The sequence below is a fragment of the Dyadobacter sandarakinus genome (assembly GCF_016894445.1).
Classification (GTDB): Bacteria; Bacteroidota; Bacteroidia; order Cytophagales; family Spirosomataceae; genus Dyadobacter; species Dyadobacter sandarakinus.
The window spans coordinates 5,757,424-5,776,498 of record NZ_CP056775.1; the positions used below are offsets into that span (position 1 = coordinate 5,757,424).

General features: G+C 49.4%; 17 protein-coding genes. 15 read left to right on the forward strand and 2 right to left on the reverse strand.

The window, feature by feature from the left end:
• Window positions 1-2 precede the first annotated feature (2 nt).
• The 12 genes from HWI92_RS23870 to nagA all read left to right on the forward strand — a co-directional run bounded on the left by HWI92_RS23870 (window position 3) and on the right by nagA (window position 12,247).
• Window positions 3-2,048 carry an ArnT family glycosyltransferase gene (locus HWI92_RS23870; RefSeq protein WP_204659923.1) on the forward strand — a complete coding sequence of 682 codons (2,046 nt, stop codon included), beginning with the start codon at window positions 3-5 and terminating at the stop codon, window positions 2,046-2,048.
• Between the two features lie 7 nt (window positions 2,049-2,055).
• Window positions 2,056-2,754, forward strand: coding sequence for a WbqC family protein (locus tag HWI92_RS23875; RefSeq protein ID WP_204659924.1), 699 nt, complete (start codon window positions 2,056-2,058; stop codon window positions 2,752-2,754).
• Window position 2,755: 1 nt separating this feature from the next.
• A complete protein-coding gene (locus HWI92_RS23880; protein WP_204659925.1) occupies window positions 2,756-3,412 on the forward strand; it encodes an acetyltransferase in 657 nt (218 codons plus the stop codon).
• A gap of 33 nt (window positions 3,413-3,445) precedes the next feature.
• Window positions 3,446-4,669: a glycosyltransferase family 4 protein gene (locus HWI92_RS23885; protein WP_204659926.1), complete on the forward strand. Its 1,224-nt coding sequence runs from the start codon at window positions 3,446-3,448 to the stop codon at window positions 4,667-4,669.
• Entirely contained in the window at window positions 4,666-5,649 is a 984-nt protein-coding gene (locus HWI92_RS23890; RefSeq protein ID WP_204659927.1) for a glycosyl transferase, read from the forward strand. Before HWI92_RS23885 ends, HWI92_RS23890 begins: the two co-directional genes overlap by 4 nt.
• Window positions 5,649-6,404 (forward strand): DUF5672 family protein, encoded by a 756-nt coding sequence (locus tag HWI92_RS23895; protein ID WP_204659928.1) that lies wholly within the window; start codon window positions 5,649-5,651, stop codon window positions 6,402-6,404. The genes HWI92_RS23890 and HWI92_RS23895 overlap by 1 nt, the downstream gene beginning before the upstream one ends.
• 3 nt (window positions 6,405-6,407) lie before the next feature.
• Window positions 6,408-7,361 carry a hypothetical protein gene (locus HWI92_RS23900; protein WP_204659929.1) on the forward strand — a complete coding sequence of 318 codons (954 nt, stop codon included), beginning with the start codon at window positions 6,408-6,410 and terminating at the stop codon, window positions 7,359-7,361.
• Between the two features lie 24 nt (window positions 7,362-7,385).
• Window positions 7,386-8,264, forward strand: a complete 879-nt coding sequence (locus tag HWI92_RS23905) for a glycosyltransferase family 2 protein (RefSeq protein WP_204659930.1) — start codon at window positions 7,386-7,388, stop codon at window positions 8,262-8,264.
• Window positions 8,261-9,598: a hypothetical protein gene (locus tag HWI92_RS23910; protein WP_204659931.1), complete on the forward strand. Its 1,338-nt coding sequence runs from the start codon at window positions 8,261-8,263 to the stop codon at window positions 9,596-9,598. Before HWI92_RS23905 ends, HWI92_RS23910 begins: the two co-directional genes overlap by 4 nt.
• A 42-nt stretch (window positions 9,599-9,640) precedes the next feature.
• Window positions 9,641-10,705: an acyltransferase family protein gene (locus HWI92_RS23915; RefSeq protein ID WP_204659932.1), complete on the forward strand. Its 1,065-nt coding sequence runs from the start codon at window positions 9,641-9,643 to the stop codon at window positions 10,703-10,705.
• A gap of 72 nt (window positions 10,706-10,777) precedes the next feature.
• On the forward strand, window positions 10,778-11,074 hold the full coding sequence (trxA, locus tag HWI92_RS23920) for a thioredoxin (protein ID WP_204659933.1): 297 nt from the start codon (window positions 10,778-10,780) through the stop codon (window positions 11,072-11,074).
• 66 nt (window positions 11,075-11,140) lie between these two features.
• Window positions 11,141-12,247 (forward strand): N-acetylglucosamine-6-phosphate deacetylase, encoded by a 1,107-nt coding sequence (gene nagA / locus HWI92_RS23925; protein WP_204659934.1) that lies wholly within the window; start codon window positions 11,141-11,143, stop codon window positions 12,245-12,247.
• Here the strand turns inward: nagA and HWI92_RS23930 are convergent, their stop codons facing one another.
• The gene (locus tag HWI92_RS23930; RefSeq protein WP_204659935.1) at window positions 12,248-13,321 is read right to left on the reverse strand and encodes an App1 family protein phosphatidate phosphatase; all 1,074 of its coding nucleotides are present in this window, start codon (window positions 13,319-13,321) and stop codon (window positions 12,248-12,250) included.
• Between the two features lie 44 nt (window positions 13,322-13,365).
• On the opposite strand from HWI92_RS23930, the gene HWI92_RS23935 reads away from it, so the two are divergent.
• The 3 genes from HWI92_RS23935 to HWI92_RS23945 all read left to right on the forward strand — a co-directional run bounded on the left by HWI92_RS23935 (window position 13,366) and on the right by HWI92_RS23945 (window position 16,811).
• Entirely contained in the window at window positions 13,366-14,241 is an 876-nt protein-coding gene (locus tag HWI92_RS23935; protein WP_204659936.1) for a diacylglycerol/lipid kinase family protein, read from the forward strand.
• 77 nt (window positions 14,242-14,318) lie between these two features.
• Complete coding sequence (locus HWI92_RS23940; protein ID WP_204659937.1) at window positions 14,319-15,470, forward strand: alpha/beta hydrolase family protein; 1,152 nt, start codon at window positions 14,319-14,321, stop codon at window positions 15,468-15,470.
• 9 nt (window positions 15,471-15,479) lie between these two features.
• Window positions 15,480-16,811 carry a GntP family permease gene (locus tag HWI92_RS23945; RefSeq protein ID WP_204659938.1) on the forward strand — a complete coding sequence of 444 codons (1,332 nt, stop codon included), beginning with the start codon at window positions 15,480-15,482 and terminating at the stop codon, window positions 16,809-16,811.
• A gap of 5 nt (window positions 16,812-16,816) precedes the next feature.
• Here HWI92_RS23945 and HWI92_RS23950 read toward each other — a convergent pair whose 3' ends face one another.
• Window positions 16,817-19,075 (reverse strand): CotH kinase family protein, encoded by a 2,259-nt coding sequence (locus tag HWI92_RS23950; protein WP_204659939.1) that lies wholly within the window; start codon window positions 19,073-19,075, stop codon window positions 16,817-16,819.

Genomic DNA, 19,075 nt, shown 5'->3' on the forward strand with positions numbered 1-19,075 from the left:
GCATGGTACTACTTTACTGGCTTTCCTTTGCGGTATTTCTGTATTGTATTGGCTTTGTAGCCAAAAGGATTGCTCAGCCGTCACTGACAGAATGGATCATTGTCAGTTTTGTTCTCTTTACAGGATCCGTTATCCCTACGGGTTTTATCCTTTCCGCACTCCATCTTACCGGTCAGGAATTTGGCTGGATCACCGGTAACTTCATTGTGCTCGGGCTGCATTATGCATTGTGGAGCCTGCTGGTGCCGGCCAGGCATGTATCCGTAAGAAGCATTGCTGCCAACCGGGGCGCTACTTTCCGGGCCTGGGTACGCGAGCTGTCGCCCTATCTGAAAACGGTTTTCGGGCTGATGTTTGGAACGCTGGTGATTATTGCAATAACCAACTTTATCCTGGTTGTTTTTACCGTTCCGAATGAATGGGACAGCATGACGGGACATCTTAACCGGGCGGTCCGCTACATTCAGCGCGGTACTATGGCGCATTTCGGCGGGACCAACTGGAACATGGATACTTATCCGAAAAGTCCCACTACGATCCAGATTTACACTTATCTGATTAGCGGCAGGATCGAGAATGCATTCAAGTTCATTCATCACCTTTCGTACTTCATTACCCTGGTTGCTGTCTTCGGGATTGCACAGCGTATCGGCCGAAATCTTTCAGCGAGCTTCTTCTGTGCGCTGGCCTATGCGATGTTCCTGGACTTCCTGATGCAGGCAGTCACTACTGAAACCGACATTGTACTCACTGCCTACCTGAGCTGCCTGCTCTATTTCATTTTTACCTACTACAATACGCGCGACAATCGCTACCTGTACCTTGCCGGAATGACGTTCGGGATTGTGTTCGGGCACAAGGTCACGTTTGCATTGCTGCTTCCTTCGGTTTTTGTGATTATGCTGTACGGCATTTTTCTTGCTCCGAATGTAAAAGTCTTCTTCAATCGTACGCTACGGCTCGGCCTGGCTATATTGCTGGCTGTGCTGATATACACACTTCCTACCGGCTATATTCGTAATATGCAGGTCTTTGGTCACCCCATCGGGCCGCCTACTGCGTTGCAGCACCAGTCTGTTGAGCGGTTTGGAGGTCCCAAGACGCAGATCAAGGAAGGTACCCGAAATATCGCACGTTATATCTACGACTTCTGCAACCTGGACGGAATCCGCAATGCGCAGTGGGGGTACAACCTCAATTCAGTGATCCGAAAGCCGATTGTAGTGCTTGAAGACAAGCTGAACCTGCGCCTGGATGAAGAAACACGTTATTCGATTGTTCCTTTTGTTTTTCAGCGCCGGTTTGACTTTTATAATGCTAATCCGTACTGGGGCGTGTTCGGGTTTGCGCTGGCATTGCCGCTGATACTGCTGGTACTCATCCGTGTTTTTCGTTCGCGGGTCCATTTGTTTCTGGCGATTGCCTTCTGCCTGCACTTCATTGCAATCTCATTTTCCGCCGTGTACGATCCTTTTAAAGGACGTTACTTTATAGAGACCGGGCTTTTCGGAGTGTTGTTTTTCCTGCTTCTTTTTTCACACCATCGTTTATCGATTATAAAACCAAGAAGAAATGTCTGGAAAGGATACGTGCTGGTGGTTGTATTTCTGGCGTGCATTTCTGCATTGATGTCGATTTTCCTGAATGTGCGCTGCCTGCCGCTGCCTGCCTATGGTCATCAATCTGCACTGGGCATGGATCGTATAGCCTCCCAGACTTTCGCGCGTCCTGATATTACCAGAGCCTACCAGCGATTCGATTCGCTTGTGCCGCCGGATGCCACGGTAGCGCTGGCGACGATCAATGATGATTTTGAATATCCTTTATATGGGGCAAAATTATCCAGAAAGCTCATTTCCATTAATCCATTTGAGCAGGGCCTCAAACCTATCCCGAAAGAAGCGGAATATCTTTTTTACGCCAAAAGCGTAGTGAATGATACCAGCCGCATCAAACCTTTGCCCGGCGATATCCGCCTTGGCTCCGATACAACCATGACAAACCTGATTGTCAGGGGAGAAGATTACTATCTCAGAAAGCTTAAATAGGCAGATCATGACCATCGCCATCATGCAGCCCTATTTGTTTCCATACATAGGGTACTACCAGCTTATCCAGGCTGCCGACAAGTTTATCGTTTATGACGATGTGAACTTTATCAACAAAGGATGGATCAATCGCAACAACATACTGGTGGGCGGCAAGCCCCACCTTTTTACCATTCCATTGAAGGATGCCAGCCAGAATAAATTGATCCGGGAGGTGGAACTGGCCACAGATCCGGGATGGAAGAAGAAACTCCTGAAAACCCTCGTACAGTCCTATCAGAAAGCGCCTTATTTTCAAAACGTTTTTGATATGATTGAAGAAATAGTAAATTTAGATGTGCTTACCATTTCAGAAATGGCGGTTCAGGGATTGAAAAAAACCTGTGCTTATATGCAGATTGGTACGGAAATTACACCCTCTACAACGATATACGGGAACAGTCACCTGAAAGGGCAGGAGCGTATCCTGGACATCTGCCGGCAAGAACAGGCCACACATTACATTAATCCTGCGGGTGGTACAGAGCTGTATGACAAGGAACGGTTTGCAGAGGAAAGCATCCAACTCAGCTTCCTGAAAAGCACAGAAAGTCCTTACCCGCAATTAAAAAATGCCTTTGTACCCTGGCTTTCGGTGATTGACGTACTGATGTTCAATGCGCCGGAACAAATCGGGGAACACCTTAAAGCTTACCAATTGTTTTAGTATGGCAAAAGTTATCATTTTTGGAGTACTTGATACCGCAGAATTAGCACACTATTACCTGACAAATGATTCGGAACACGATGTAGTTGCGTTTACAATACACCGCGAGTACCTTGACAATCCATCTTTCAAAGACCTCCCCGTAGTGGCTTTTGAAGATGTTGAAACACTCTTTTCTCCCGCTGATCACGTCTTTTTCGCTCCCATGACCGGCCGCAATATGAACCGGAACCGCGAAAAGATTTACAATGAAGCCAAAGCAAAAGGTTACCGATTCATTTCATATGTCAGCTCCCGGGCAACATTGTTCGGTAATGAAATTGGTGAAAATTGCTTTATCCTGGAAGATAATACCATTCAGCCCTTTACGACCATCGGAAACAATGTGGTCATGTGGAGCGGCAATCATATCGGCCATCACGGCCAGATCAAAGACCACGTTTTCTTTACTTCCCACGTCGTCCTTTCCGGGCATTGTGTAGTGGAGTCGCATGCTTTCTTCGGTGTCAACAGTACCATTCGTGATTATACGACAATTGCGCAGGGCACATTGGTGGGGATGGCCTCGGCAATAACCAGGGAAACCGAAGAATGGAGCATTTACATTGGCAATCCGGCCAAGAAAGTACCCGGAAAAAAGAGTTTTGAGGCTTACTGAGCCTGAGTGTACCGAGCACAACCGAGTGGGTTAATGGAGCAAAAGAAAATACTATTCGTCAGTCATGATGCAAACCGGGCAGGCAGCCAGCTGCTGCTGCTCCAGTTGCTGCGGCTGCTGAAAGCACGGGGTGTTCCCATGCACCTGCTACTATGCAACGGAGGCGAACTTGAACACGAGTTTGAGCAGGTTTGCGGGGTAACCAAGCTTTACCATTCGGTAAGGGTAACCCCGTCACCGATCACCGGCCGTCTGCTCCGCAAGGTTAACCTGCACAAGCTTTACGAAGAACGGTCTGCACAGCGCGTAAGCGGCAGGATTGCTGCTGAGCTGGATGTGCAGCATATAGGGCTGGTTTTTATCAACTCTATCGCCAATGCAGGTGTTTACTACGAGTCACTCAAATTTCTGCACCACCTGCCGCTCGTCGTATTTGCGCATGAGCTGGGGATGTCCGTCAAGATTTACACGCACGAAAAGCATCTTCAGTTTTTACTGAAGCAGGCGGATCACCTGATTGCCGTATCCCAGGCAGTCGCCAGGTACTACATAGCCCGGTTTGGCTATTCCGAAAAGCGTGTCAGCACGTTCACGCTGTTTGACCATCATCATATAGACCATAAACTGCAGTACATCCAGCACGATATTCTTGAAAAAACATACAGAGTCCCGGAAGATGCCATTGTGATCGGCGGGTGCGGGAATGCCGAGTGGCGAAAAGGCAATGATCTTTTCAACTGGATCGCCAAGAGCGTTATCCAGAAAACCAGCCCGCTGCCCGTGTACTTCGTATGGGTGGGTGCCGGTCCCCAGCATGAGATTTACGACCTGATCGAGAGTGATATCAGGCAAATGGGGCTTACAGAACGCATTATTCTCGTTCCCCCAACTTCCCAGGCCCTCGATTATATCAACCGGTTCGACGTGCTGCTGCTCAGCTCCCGCGAAGATCCTTACCCGCTTGTGGTACTCGAAGCTGCTTGGCAGGAAATACCCGTTGTATGTTTTGACAATGCGGGAGGTGCTCCCGAACTGGTGGAATCGGACGCAGGATTTGTAGTGCCTTTCATGGATATCCCGGCTGCTACGGATGCGATTATCCGCCTCGTACTTGATCAGTCGATGCGTGAAACGATGGGAAACAATGCAAGGAAAAAGGTGCTGGAACGTCACAATGCGGACAAAAGCGTGGCCCGGATTGAAGCCATTGTCCAAAAGTACCTACCTTTGCAGATATCGGAACAGCACAATCAATGACCATTGCCTTTACGATTTGTTCGATCAACTACCTCGCGCAGGCAAGAACACTCGGCGATTCTCTCAAAGCTACCAATCCCGAAATCCTGTTTTTTATCGGCCTTGTCGATGCCCTGAAAGGCGTTTCGTTTGAAGAAGGGTTCCTGCCGGACTATCCCATGGTTGAAATCGACAATATCGGGATCGAGGGATTCCAGGAGATGGCCACCCGCTACAATATAACCGAACTCAATACCGCTGTAAAGCCTTTTTACTTTACCTATTTTTTTAAAAACTATACAAAGGCTACCAACGTCATTTACTTTGATCCGGACATTATTGTCTTTCAGCCTTTGACCGGATTACTAAGTTCTTTGTCACGCTACAAGGCAGTACTGACACCTCATATTACTACTCCTATTGGCGACCGCCTGGTTCCGAACGAGCTGCACCACCTGAATACCGGCATTTACAACCTTGGTTTTGTAGCATTCCGGCGCGATCCGGAGATCAGCACTTTCATCCGCTGGTGGGAAGAAAAGCTGCGGTACGAATGCCTGATCGATCTTTGTAACGGATTGTTTGTAGATCAGAACTGGATGAACTTCCTGCCCGTTTTTGTCCGTGAAACCTGGATTGAGCGGGAGCCCGGCTACAATGCGGCATACTGGAACCTGCATGAGCGTGTATTTGCAAAAAAAGATACGGGGTACTTTGTAAATGAGGTATTTCCACTGATTTTCTTTCACTACAGCGGGTATGATCCCGAAAAGCCGGAGGTACTTTCCAAATACCAGGACCGCTTCGAGCTGGGTAAGCGGCCTGATCTGACAGGACTGTTTGACTTGTACCGTACCAGCTTGCTGCGGAACGGAAACAGCTACTACCGTCGTTTTCCATGTGCATATATCAAACCACCTCAGGTAAGACGTTACCTTCGCATAAGAAAGTGGGCGAAAATGCCCTTTAACTACCTGAAAGAACAACTGGATACGATCTGATGAAAGAGCTGGTGACAGTCATAGTTCCTGTTTTGAACCCCGATATCAACCCGGTAGAGGAACGCCTGCTGCATCACAGCCTGCAGATGCTTTCAGGTTATCCATTGATTTTTGTTACCTACGAGGGCGCTGACCTGTCGATCGTACGCGAGCATCACGAGGATATTGACATTGTGCACTTTCCTGCTGAATTTTTCCGCTCCCGTGATGCATTTGCCAGACTTCTGCTCATGGAGGATTTTTACCTGCGCTTTAACTGGTGCGACTTTCTGATGGTGCATGAGCTGAACAGCTGGATTATCAAAGACGAGCTCTATTACTGGTGTAAGCAGGGATATGATTTCATGAAAGCAGGTGCAGCGGGTCATGTACCCGGCAACTTTTTTCAGCAGCTGACAGGGTACAGTCCGGCGCAGAAGGAAGCATTTGCAAGTGGATTTGAAAACAACGGACTATACCTTTGCCGCATTGAGCGCATGCTGAGTACCCTTGCCGGTCTTAAAAAAACGGCTTACCAATACCGCCATGATACAAGCCTGCATCAGGCGGATGCGGTATTCTGGAAGTGTGAGGCCAACCGTCTCTGGCCGAGGCTGCGTAAACCGTCGCGGATTGTCACAGATCACTTTGCCAGGAACGTGGCGGATCTGGCGGAGCTGAAACCGGATCGCCTGCCTTTTGCATTGACCGGCATTACCCGCGCCAATTTTAACCAAATTCCGTTTTTCAAATCCATGACGGAAGCTGACCAGTAAAGTATGGACATTATTTTTACGGTTTGTAACAGGCATAGCCTCGCCCATGCACTGGTACTTGCCGAATCAGTCAGAAAGTACCATCCCGAGCGCGTTTTTTGGCTGGGATGGGTTGACAGCCTGGTTCTTACCGGCATTTCGCCTGGTATCAATATTCTTGCTGTAACCGACGTGCAGATGGCAGCCTGGCCGCAAATGGAACAGAATTACTATCCGTTTGAACTGGTGCCTGCCTGCCGCCCATGGTTTGCACTTCATATCCTGAACAACAATCCACAATGCACCTCGCTGACATTCCTGGCTCCTACGGTCAGGATTTTCGGGCCGCTGCATGGTATTATCAATCCGGATGCCGCATTTGTTTTGACCCCCAATATCAGCAAGCCGCTGCCTGAGGGACAGTTGCTGGACGACAAGCGTATTCTTAACACAGGCATGTTTCATGCAGGAAGCTGGTCGTTGCGTCCACAGGAAAATACGCTGGCAGCCCTGCAATGGTGGGCCGAGCGTACTGCCGATCGTGCAAGTTATGATCTGTGCAATGCAATGGCCACGGATCAGCTCTGGCTCAACTATGTACCTGTTTGGATCCATGATGCCGCACAGGTTGAGCATCCTGGCTGGCATTATGGGCTGCATGCGGTTTTGAATAAAAATTTGTCTCAAAACGGAGAACAATGGACCGTGGACGGCGAGCGCCTGATCTCCGTTGATTTTGCGGGACTGGACTTCTTTGACCCGCTTTGGTCTGATTACAAGCCGCTTTTATTTCGGAATACGGATTTCAAATCGTTATTTGCAGCTTACCGGAAAGAAGTCGGGGCACTCGGCCACCTGTTCCCGGGAGACAAAAAGCCCGGTTTCGGGAAAGCGGTACATATTGCCGGCAACCGTCTTACTCGCAGGAAGCTGGTACGCCAGCTGAAAGTAGTGACTGACTTTATCGATGAATTATAAGGGCCCGCATGCCCAGCACCTTCTATGGATTACCTGCAACAACGCACACGCGAACTGAGAGAGTTTGTTTCCGGACTAAAAACCAAAGGCAGTCTCAGCAATACCTCGTACCCGAAACTAACGATCATCACCCCTTCGTATAACCAGGGGCCTTACCTGGAACGAACCATTCTGAGCGTTCTCAACCAGCAATATCCCAATCTTGAATACATGATCGTGGACGGGGGCTCTACGGACAACAGCGTGGAGGTGATCCGGAAGTACGAGCCTTACCTTTCGTGGTGGATTTCGGAAAAAGACCGTGGCCAGGTACATGCGATCAACAAGGCACTGGGGAGAGCAACCGGCGATTACATCGGGTTTCAGAATTCAGACGATGTTTATTTCCCGGGTACCTTCCGGCGTTTTGGCCAGGCGGCAACCCAGCATGGAGACGATATGCTTTATGGCGACCTGTACATGGTTTCCCAGCATGACGAGGTTACCGAACTTCTCAAAACCACATCTTACAATATACATTGCCAGCTGCTCGAAGGCATGCAGGTGCATAACCAATCCTTGTTTTTCAAGCGCGAGCTGGTTAAAAAGTACGGACTTTTCGATGAAAGCTTCCGCTTTGCATTTGACTACGAATTCATCACCCGCTACACGGCCGGGAAGGATACGACCATCCGCAAAGTGGAAGGGCTCGGCGGCGCGCTCCGGGTTCACCCCGATGCCAAATCATCCAATATCGCCGACATTGGTAAAGAAGAGCATGCGCGGGTGCAGCAGGAGTACATTTCGGAAAACGGTTCCGGGGCTATCAGGAAAATGCGGTATCTTTGGTGCCGGATCCGAAAAATAGCCTATTTCGCTGTGCGGTTTGACTTTAAATACATCCTCTTCCGGCTGTCCCGATGAATTGGAGCCTGTTAAATTTCAAGGACAACTTTACCAATCTGAGATGTTCCGTGGGCATTGCAATGATGTTCAACGGATTTCCGCTGATATTCTTCTTCCGGGATACATTGGGTATCGGGCCGGCCAGCAGTGTGTTTACAGCCGTGTTTTTCAGTCTTGCACTGGTACTCATGACGCCCACGCAGCTTTTCAGCAAGCTGTATAAGCCCAATATCATCCTGCTGAACCTGGGCCTGGGTTTCATGCTGCTGACGCTCTACTATTTCATGTTTATGAATAATGTAGGGAAATCCGTCGCGGATATCGGCAACTTTGCGTTTTTCTTTGCCTTTCTGGTGCTGCTGATGCATGTGCCCAACGAGGTGAAAGACACCCTGATCCTCATTCTTTTCTTGTTTTCATTGTTTTGCAACGTTACCCTGGTATACTCCCTCGTAACGGATCCCAACTGGACCCCTGGTATGCGGGCAGCGGTAAGTTTTGCCAATGATGGCGCACAGCCCGGCGGTAACCCGCACATCACGGCCCGCAATGGTGTGATCTGCATGGTATCGGCATTGGTAATGCTCAATGGGACCCGCGATATTTTCAGCCGGTTGTTTCTCCTTTTTTCGGTCATGTTCAGCCTTGGGGTAGTGGTCCTTTCCCTGGCCAAGTCGAGCTACCTGGGCATAGGTATCATGCTCACTGCCTACTTCATTTTTCGTTTCAAATTTTCAAACATCCTTACCGGGGTCGCGAGTGCGTTTAAGATGAGGAATGCCATCTTTATCATTTTACTGATCATCGGGATTAACTATTTTCTCAATCGGTACGGCGATATCCTTAACCTGCTGCTTGGCTACTGGGACATTTTCGAAAACCGGATCATGGATGTGATCTTCACATCCACCGGCGTGCGCCTTTCGGACACGGCTGATGTCGATTACTCAGCCATGGGACGGGTAAGCGGGTTCGGGGAGTTTATGGAAACGCTGTTTTCATGGGATGTTTTTCTGGGAAGAGGCTATAAAGTGGATTACCTCGATGTGCCTATTCTAGAATCCTGGGTCAATCACGGGATTTTTGGATTCATATTCTTTGCAGGTTTCAACTTCTTCCTGTTTCTGTATGCCATCCGGGAAGTACGGCGCTATACCAATCCGCTCGCTACATTCCTTGCCTATTTTTTCCTGTCCATGATGGTACTGCTGATCACCGGCGGCCGGCCCTACGATATTGCATTCTGGTTTCCTTATACGGTCATGATCCGGTTCCTGGGCATTAAGTACCTCGACAGCTACCGGTTGGTAAGTCCCGCCGTCAAACCACCACTAAGTCCTGTAACCACCTGATTAATCCTGCAAACAGGACCGCGCGGATGCGCTTTACACACAATGAAAGAGCGAGTAGAACAACTGGACGGGCTGAGAGGAATTTTTGCTGTGCTCGTAATAGCCCATCATCACAATGCATTCAAGGACTCGCTGTTTTATAACAACTTCTTCGTCATCAATGCCAGCCTGTTTGTCGATTTCTTCTTCGTGCTCAGCGGGTTTGTTATTGCCCGCAACTACGTGGGCCGGATACATACTGCCAGGGACTTTTTTACATTTTTGAAGAAAAGGTTTATCCGCCTTTATCCCTTACTGTTTTATACAGAGGTTGTCTTTATCCTTGCCAATCTGCTCGGGGAGGGTAGTCCGCTCAAAAATGCGGGGGACCTGGGCATTTCCTACTATCTTTCCACGGCGCTCGACACACTTACCTTTATGGGGTCCACGCCCGTTTTCGGCAGCTGGATGAGCATTAACTACCCCGCATGGTCCATCTCCGCAGAAATGATCGCTTACCTGGTGTTCGGGCTGGTCGTTTTGTTTTCTGCCCGAAACAAATACATCATTTTTGGTCTGATTACATTGCTGGCAGGTGCATTTATACTGTCCCGGGGCGAGTACCTGCTTGCCTATGACTTCGGTTTTGTCCGCGGGGTATTTTGCTTTTCACTGGGTGTGTTCACCAACAAGGTTCTATCCAAAAGGCATTTCGATCTTACTGCTTTTGAATGGCCGTTTGTCATCATCCTCGTACTGGGCATGTTTGTCGTACATCATTGGGGCCTCAACCTCTGGAAGATGTTTTTCCCCTTTCTTTTTGCAGGCGGTATCATGGTTTTTGCCAGCTCCTCCGGTAGAATTACACAGGTACTTGCCAGCAGGCCCTTCCAGTATCTGGGACGCATTTCCTACTCCATTTACCTCAATCACGCAATCGTTCTGATCTTTGTAAACGTGGTTTTGTTCCGGCTTATGAAGTTACCCGTAAGCGAGCCCATGATCGGCATTTCTTTATTGACTTCCATCATCCTTACCATCATCTACTCGCATTTCACCTACCTCTGGATCGAAAAAGGCGCTGCAAGGCTGCTGAATGCAAAGATCTCCCGCTCTACCGTGGCATGATATTCCGGTACGTCCTGCTGCAAACCTTTTGCGGCAGGACTTGGTTATACCATTGAAATAAACGTGAAGATCATGGCAACTTTCTCGGAACTTATCAATAGCGATAAACCTGTATTGGTCGACTTCTCAGCAGAGTGGTGCGGACCTTGTAAGATGATGAAGCCTATTCTTGAAAAGGTCAAGTCCGACCTGGGTGATTCGGCTACGATCATCAAGGTGGATGTCGACAAAAATCAGGCTGCTGCCAATGCTTACAAGATTTCGGGTGTTCCCACACTGATTGTTTTCAAGCACGGCAAGGCGCTCTGGCGACAGTCGGGCGTGGTACAGGCGGAGCAGCTGAAGTCGGTAATACAGCAGTATATTTAGCAGGAAATATCGAAGCCATCATGAATTTTTCGTTTCTTGATGGCTTCAACATTTTACTTGCCCAACATGTCAGGCCAACTCTTCGCCCGCAACCTTTACACCGGAAAAGAACTCCTTCACAATCAGCTGGTACAGTTTGAAAACGGTAAAATTATTGCTATACAGGCAGCTGCTGAGGCTTCCGGCATAACCGAAGTAGCAAATCTTGCCCCCGGGTTTTTCGACAGTCACATCAATGGAGGTGAAAAATATTACTTTACCAGGGAAGCCAGCGAAGAGGCGATCGATGATGTGTATCAGGCAAGTCTGAGTACCGGCACTGCCTATGTGCTTCCCACACTTATTACTTCTCCCCACGACAATATTTTAAAAGGTATAGATGCTACCCGCAGCTACATGGACCGCCATCCCGGCTCGGGTGTGCTGGGTATGCACCTGGAAGGGCCTTACCTCAACCCCGTAAAACGCGGCGCACATGTGGCAGACTATGTCCGCAAGCCGACGACCGCAGAGCTCGAAGAGATCATCCGTTATGGAAAAGATGTGATCCGGCTGATGACGATCGCGCCTGAAATGTTTGAGCCAGCGCAGATTGATATGCTGCTGGATTCCGGAATCACGATCTCGGCCGGACATTCCAATGCTACTTACAGTGAAGCAATGCAGGCGTTTTCAAAAGGGATTAACCTCGTCACCCATTTGTATAATGCGATGTCGGCTTTCGGCCACCGGGCTCCCGGGCTGGTAGGGGCTACCTTCGACTCAGATGTTTATGCACCCATTATTGTGGATGGCGTGCATTGTGACTATGGTGCCGCCAGTATTGCTTATAAGATCAAGAAAGACAAGTTGTTCCTCATCTCTGACGCCTTGTTCCTGAACCATCAGGTGCAGGAATTTAAATGGGGCGAATTTGATGCGCGGATCGTGGAGGGAAAATACATTAATTCGGACGGTAACCTGGCCGGAGCCACTATTTCACTGGGCGATGCGGTACGGAATGCAGTGCAGAAACTGGGTATATCCGTGCAGGAGGCTGTGGAGATGGCCACCAGCCGTCCCGCAAAAGCATTGAACCTGCATGACCGTACAGGCAGCATAGCAGCCGGGTATCCTGCTGTATTCACCACATTTGACGACGCATTGACAAGCTTTGAAGTCATCAGGCCCTAGCTACTTGGTTTCTTTGAGCGCCTGCACGACGGGAAGTACTTCCTCCGGGATTTTTTCCACCGGAATCCCTTCCAGATCCGACGGTGACTGAAAAACAATCCCGTGATCCAGCGAATGGATAATTGCTTTGCTGCTTTGCGAAAAATAACACGCGTCAATGCCGAGCGCCTGAATATTCTTCATGAGCTGCGTGGTTTCGGGCTTGCTGCGCTTGTTAGTCTGCCTGATGTACACAGCCCGGATGCTGCCTGGAAAGTTGCGGCAGATATCCTCGTAAATGACCGGGTCTTTCTGGGAATCATCGCCCAGTAGGATAAACTGCAGCTCAGGGTAAAACTCAATAATGTTATGGATCTTACGAAGCTTGTGATCGTGCGAGCCGGCACCCGTCATGACGAAATCATCCAGTCCCGATTTGATTTTCTTCAGTTTCAAAACAGCTTTCGGTAAACCATTGAGCTCCGCAAAGCGAACGATCATATCATACAGGTTCCATTCGCTGCTGGATACATAAAAAAACACATTACTGGTTTTGTGCGGGTGGGTGCGGCTGGCGAACGATAAAAGCTGGTAATGCTTTACTACGTCGTCAAAAGGCTTTCTGGCCTGTACATTTTTGGATAAAAGCACAAATAACTTTTTGAACGACCTGCGGCTGTAAGAGATCAGGAATGTATCATCAATGTCGGAGATGATACCATAAGAGCTTTTATAGGGGAGGAAAAATTCTTCCGTTGCGGATGCCCTGTACTTCTTACCATCTACTTCTTCATCAATAAAAACTTCGTAGGTATGCCAGCCACTGGGCAGCTGCTCATGCAGCGGCACCTGAAAACGGAAGTACCCGTCCTCCTCGGCAGTTACCTGCGCAATCATATTGCCGACCCGGAGCGTGACTTTGAGATAGGGGATCGTTTTAATGGAAAAAAGCTCAATGATCGTACGCGCATACCGAAAGCCCCGACGGGTATATTTTTTCTCGCCGGATGGGTATTTTTTCACGACGTGCCCGAATACAACCAGCTCTTTTTTATTGGCATATCCGCGGTACAGTTTTATGTCACAGCGTTTCATAATTATCTTTATCCCCTGGACTTTAAGTCTCTAAATTATACAATATGTTTCCGGAACGAAAGGTTTTGCTGGTTGTTAATCCCATCTCGGGCGATCTCGATAAAGATGTGATTTTTGAAAAAGTTATTGCAGCAGCCGATGCCGGCGGATACGACCTGCGTATTTACCAGACTACCGGAGACAATGATCCCGAAACCATCCGCGAAATGGTTAAAAATATCAATCCCGAGCGTGTGATGGTTGCCGGGGGCGATGGTACCATTTCGATGGTAGCCCAGTCCATATGCAATACCGATATCATTCTGGGGATCATCCCGGCAGGTTCCGCCAACGGGCTGGCCGTGGATTTCGGTGTATCGGGCTCGCTTGATTTTGCACTTGAAACCGCTTTTGGCGCCAATGTCATCGGTGTGGATGCAGTGCGCATCAATGGTGATATCAGCCTGCACCTCAGCGATATTGGTCTGAATGCATTGCTCGTCAAAAACTACGAGAACAGCGACACCCGCGGCAAGCTCGGCTATGCGCGGGAAATGCTGAAAACCCTGAGCGAACATCAGAACTTCCGCGTGCGCATTACCACCAGCACCGAGGTGATCGAAACCGAAGCATTGATCGTCATCATCGCCAATGCACAGAAATACGGCACAGGTGTGAGCATTAACCCCACCGGGAATATGTCCGACGGATTTTTCGAGCTGGTCATTGCCAAAAAGCTCGATTTTATCGAAACGGCCAAAATCCTTACGGGCAATACGGATTTCAACCCCGAAATCATGCAGGTCATTTCCGTGCAGCAAGCCGACATTGAATGTCTCGATACGGAAGCTCACTTTCAGATTGACGGAGAGTACAAGGGAACAGTGAAAAACCTGAAAGCCGAAATCTTAAAGGGCTATGTGAAAGTGGCCGTACCCTGACACCTGTATTGGTCTGACTGAGTAAGCAGCTTTGGTTTTTCTCTTTTTACTGGAAAAACATCAATCCTGCGCACTCCATGAAGTTACCGGCTCTATTGTTTCTTTTCATTACCGTTTGTTTGCAATCCCTCGCCCAGCAGGCGGAGCTCTGCCAGGGTGCTTATTTTACCGAGGCAGAAGGCAAAGATTTTCTTGAAAAACACAAGGTAACCTCACGCCCTCAATGGGAAGCGCGCGCCGCCGAAATCCGAAAGCAGATCCGCGAAGGCATGGGTCTTACCCGGCTCCCGCCCCGTCCCACTTCCAAGCCAACGATCCATAGCAAACATGAAATGGATGGTTATTCCATTGAAAGTGTGGTATTTGAAAGTTTGCCAGGCATTTACGTCACGGGAAACCTGTACCGGCCATTGAAGAAACAAGCGTCTTACGCGGGCATTTTGTGTCCGCATGGCCATGGCGATAATCCGGAGGGACGTTTCCGTGAACAGACACAAAAACGTTGCGCTGCGCTTGCCAAAATGGGTGCGGTAGTATTTGTCTGGGATATGGTAGGGCAGGGCGACTCGCGGCAATGTGATCATAAAATGCCGCTGGCACTGAAACTGCAAACCATCAACAGCATCCGGTCCCTGGACTTTCTGTTGTCGCTTCCCGGCATTGATCCGGAGCGGATCGCTGTCACAGGCGAATCGGGAGGGGGTACCCAATCTTTTATTCTCACGGCGCTCGATGACCGCATCAAGGTAGCAGCACCGGTTGTGATGGTTTCAGCTCATTTTTTTGGAGGCTGTGTGTGTGAAAGCGGGCTGCCTATTCATAAAAAAGGAAGTTACCAGACCAATAACGTCGAGATAGCGGCGCTTGCCGTGCCCCGGCCATTGCTGCTGGTTTCTGACGGGGACGACTGGACGAGGAACACCCCGCAGGTGGAGTATCCGTTTATTAAGAATATCTACACCTTGTACGGAAAACCGGATCGGGTTGAACATGTGCATCTGCCTGACGAAAAGCATGATTTCGGTCCTTCCAAACGCAAGGCTATGTATGCTTTTATGAGCAAAAATCTTGGTCTGGACCTGAAAGCAATTTCCGATGCCCAGGGAAATATCGACGAAAATTCCATTAAAGTCCTGGATCAGAAGGATCTTGCCGTTTACAATGCAGCACACCCGCTGCCTGCCAATGCCTTGTCAGGCAATGAAGCATTGATCAAAGTACTGCAATAGACCTCCAAAATGATCATCCTCATCGTTCTGGCGGCCATTCTGTTTATTATTCTCAGTAGTACCGTGCTGAAAATGCACCCGCTGACTGGCTTGCTGCTCGCTGCATTGGGTGTTGGTATTTTCGCCGGAATCCCGGTTGACAAGCTGGCCGAGACCATCGGCAAAGGCTTTGGAGAGCTGATGTCAAAAATCGGGCTGATGGTTATTTTAGGTTGCGTAATCGGGGCTATCCTGGATCAGTCGGGCGCAGCCGTGAAGGTAGCTGATGTAATCCTTGACCTTTTTGGAGAGAAAAGACCTGCATTTGCCATGGCGGTGATTGGCGGCATTGTAGGTATCCCGGTATTCTGCGATTCGGGGTTTATCATTTTACATAAACTGAATCAGATCGTTGCCAAACGCACGGGCAGGCCCCTCGCTACCATCGCTCTTTCGCTTTCCGGAGGGCTATTTGCCACGCACACCCTCGTGCCGCCTACGCCCGGACCATTGTCTGCGGCAGGTAACCTGGGTATTTCCGGATCAGTCGGCCTGGTGATTCTGCTGGGTTTGGTTGTATCCATACCCAGTCTTTTCCTGGCCACGTGGTTTGCGGGGCGTTTTGCAGCGCGCATTCCCATCATCGAAGAAGCCGCGACCGACCCCGCTATCATTCCTGCACAACAGCTTCCTGCCGCCTGGAAAGCCTTCATGCCCATTATGCTACCCATTATCCTGATTACACTGGCTTCGTTTGCCCATATCATGCATTGGCCGGAGCAGGTTGTGAAATGGCTAGGTTTCTTTGGCAGCCCGCTGGTTTCTTTTCTGTGCGCTATCTTTTTCAGCTATTCACTTTTTCCCGAAAACGCAGCAGAAAAAATGATGTCTTGCTTTAAAAGCGGCATTGAACATTGCGGTACTACGCTGGTACTGGTAGGTGCTGGCGGCGCTTTCGGTGCTGTTTTAAAAGAAACTTCCCTCAAAGAGCTTGTCAGCAGCTGGCTTGTTCAGCATGAGCTTTCAGGAATTTACCTGCTGGGCATTGCTTTTCTGATCGCTGCTTTTTTCAAAACTGCCCAAGGCTCCACCACGTCTTCCATGGTGCTGACGACCAGCATCCTTGCGCCACTGATAGGCCCGCTTGGATTTGTCACCCCCATGGAAGTAACCCTGGTTGTGATGGCCGTGGGCAGCGGTGCCATGGTGGTTTCCCATACCAATGATGCGTGGTTCTGGGTGGTATCGCAATTTACCGGTATTACGGCCCGGGATGCATACCGTACCCATACTGTGCTGACGGGATTGCAGGGCGTTGCCAGTTTCCTGGCAACGCTGCTGCTTTATATCGTGCTCGTTTAAAAATGTTACTCGGCCTTCACAAGCTTCAATACCGAGGTTTCTTCTTCATGCACTACCCTTAACAGGTACAGTCCGGCCGGCTGGTAGTGAATGTCCAGCGTGTAGGTATTCTGACCGGGAAAAACCTGTACGGGTACCTTGTCCACGGTTACGCCCGCAGTAGTAATGATTTCCAGACTTGCATTGCCCTGTACAGCAGACGAAAACGACACATTGATCTTTGAAAAAGCCGGAACCGGCCACAGCGTCGTAAGCGAAAGTACCGGGTTACGTGCCGAAACAATCCTGCTGTATGTCACGAATCCATCCTTATCCACTTGTTTGAGTTGGTAATAGTTCAGGCCGGGCAGGGGATGCTGGTCTGTAAATGTGTAGCGGCCACGACCTTCGTCGGTCAGAAATACCTGGCCCACAGCCTCCGGCTTCCATGCAGGATCACTGAACCGCAGAATTTCAAAGTAGTCACCTCCGTGCTCTTCCAGTACCTGCCAGGATAGTACAATGTTGTTGTCGGCAACCCGGGCAGTAAAGTTGGCGGTATAGATCGGGAGCGGGCTTTGATTTACTTCCGTCTCCACGATCTGCCACTGCTGGTTTTCGTTTCCATTGATGTTGTTATTGAACTGAATGATGGCAGAATTTTCATCCGGAGACTGATTGTTGTTGTCGATCGCCAGGTCATTGATCCTGTTGGTAATGCCGAAAGAAGTCTGGTCTGACAGTACACTCAATTTCCATTGCTGGCGGGCATTGGGCTGATCAGCGCTGAGGCTGAGCGGCGTGAGTGCCTGGTCGTCGGGCGAGCTGATCCGCCTGCCCGTACCGCGGTTGGTAAAGGTGTAAAACCTTTCTCCGTTTACCTGCGTATTGTTCATGATCCACTCCTGGTTATGGTTGCCTTCGGAAAATGGTCGCTGCGTAAGGCTTGCTGATTCGCTACCCGGAGCGAGGACCCTGCCTGTATATTTATTTACAATTTTATAATAGGTCTCGCTGCCCAGCTCTCCCGTCAGTTGCATTTCAAGCCACGTCAGTCGTTTGGAAAGGTATTCTTTTACAAAATCAACATGCTCTTCATAGGTGCCGCTGGTTTTGTTTTCAAGATAAACTTTGGTGTCAAGGGTAGGCCATACCTCATAATTCCGCTTTTGCGACTCGGCCAGGGTGGTCTTCATTCCCGTAATTGTCTGATCCAGAAAGTTGCGGAGCCCGCCTGCTTTCAGCTGTTTCCAGCGAACCCGTACCGCTTCCCTGAATGCGGGGTCTTCAAGCATTCTTTTAATCCAAACCCGGTTAGCCTCATAGTGCCCGTTTTCCGACATCCGCTTAAACGTTGCGTCACCCAGGCGCTCATCATTATTGTAAGCAATGTCAAAGTCCCACAGCGGCCCGAAGTAGATCTTAGGATCATTGCGTTTCTTGAACATGTAAGTACTCCAGAAGGAATCCGGGTTGCCGGTGATCTCGCAGGCAATGTACCAGTTGACGAGTGACGCCTGGTCAAAGTAGGGCATATAGCCCTTCTCGGCATCCCTGAAATCGTCAGAAAACAACCTGTCTTCCATTGCCTGCACGTAAGATGAGATGTATTGGCTTTGTGCCGCATTGATCTCGTCGTCGTCCGGATATTTAATCGTAATCTTCATTCCCCGGCTGGTGTAGAATTTGGAAACTTCCTGGTCTGCAAAGCCGTCTGCTTCCAGCAGGTAGCCGCCTGTAATCGCTGGCTCCTCGGTATCATCAGCATTTACTTTGTCAATTGCAACACGCTGGTCTGCCCGCTCAATCTGATCCGTGAGGGTGTAGTTGCCCATGTAGGTGTTGTTAAGGTACACATCTACAAAGCGATAGGGACAACTGTAAGGCAGCCCCATGAACTTGCTCAGTTCAAATGTAAGTGCATTGCGAAGGAGCGTTTTGTCGGCATAATTGGCGAGTAGTACCCAGTTCTTTTCTTTGGCAGGCATGCCCAGCAGCTGGTATTTGGAGGCCAGCCGGATGCGGTAAGGTTTTTTGGCCATTTGCCAGGTAGAGTTGCCACGGCCACGGATTTCTACCGCACCGTCGTACAGTCCCTCCATATCCGGAGAACCTGCTACGCTGAGGTGCCCGGGCCGCCAGGTAGTCTTGCTGTCAACGGGCGTCCCTTCATCTGTCGTAATGTAGAGGGTTGGGAGATTAGTAAGCTGTCCGGACTGGGAATAAACGAAGTTTGCAGTAATGCATAGAAGGAACAGCTGGATAGCGTAGAAGCGTATTTTCAT

Coding starts and splice junctions, on each gene's coding strand:
- HWI92_RS23900 (WP_204659929.1), top strand. CDS start 6,408: ATGGACATTATTTTTACGGTTTGTAACAGGCATAGCCTCGCCCATGCA.
- HWI92_RS23950 (WP_204659939.1), bottom strand. CDS start 19,075: ATGAAAATACGCTTCTACGCTATCCAGCTGTTCCTTCTATGCATTACT.
- HWI92_RS23945 (WP_204659938.1), top strand. CDS start 15,480: ATGATCATCCTCATCGTTCTGGCGGCCATTCTGTTTATTATTCTCAGT.
- HWI92_RS23885 (WP_204659926.1), top strand. CDS start 3,446: ATGGAGCAAAAGAAAATACTATTCGTCAGTCATGATGCAAACCGGGCA.
- HWI92_RS23915 (WP_204659932.1), top strand. CDS start 9,641: ATGAAAGAGCGAGTAGAACAACTGGACGGGCTGAGAGGAATTTTTGCT.
- HWI92_RS23940 (WP_204659937.1), top strand. CDS start 14,319: ATGAAGTTACCGGCTCTATTGTTTCTTTTCATTACCGTTTGTTTGCAA.
- HWI92_RS23880 (WP_204659925.1), top strand. CDS start 2,756: ATGGCAAAAGTTATCATTTTTGGAGTACTTGATACCGCAGAATTAGCA.
- HWI92_RS23905 (WP_204659930.1), top strand. CDS start 7,386: ATGGATTACCTGCAACAACGCACACGCGAACTGAGAGAGTTTGTTTCC.
- nagA (WP_204659934.1), top strand. CDS start 11,141: ATGTCAGGCCAACTCTTCGCCCGCAACCTTTACACCGGAAAAGAACTC.
- HWI92_RS23870 (WP_204659923.1), top strand. CDS start 3: ATGGTACTACTTTACTGGCTTTCCTTTGCGGTATTTCTGTATTGTATT.
- HWI92_RS23910 (WP_204659931.1), top strand. CDS start 8,261: ATGAATTGGAGCCTGTTAAATTTCAAGGACAACTTTACCAATCTGAGA.
- HWI92_RS23875 (WP_204659924.1), top strand. CDS start 2,056: ATGACCATCGCCATCATGCAGCCCTATTTGTTTCCATACATAGGGTAC.
- HWI92_RS23935 (WP_204659936.1), top strand. CDS start 13,366: ATGTTTCCGGAACGAAAGGTTTTGCTGGTTGTTAATCCCATCTCGGGC.
- HWI92_RS23895 (WP_204659928.1), top strand. CDS start 5,649: ATGAAAGAGCTGGTGACAGTCATAGTTCCTGTTTTGAACCCCGATATC.
- trxA (WP_204659933.1), top strand. CDS start 10,778: ATGGCAACTTTCTCGGAACTTATCAATAGCGATAAACCTGTATTGGTC.
- HWI92_RS23930 (WP_204659935.1), bottom strand. CDS start 13,321: ATGAAACGCTGTGACATAAAACTGTACCGCGGATATGCCAATAAAAAA.
- HWI92_RS23890 (WP_204659927.1), top strand. CDS start 4,666: ATGACCATTGCCTTTACGATTTGTTCGATCAACTACCTCGCGCAGGCA.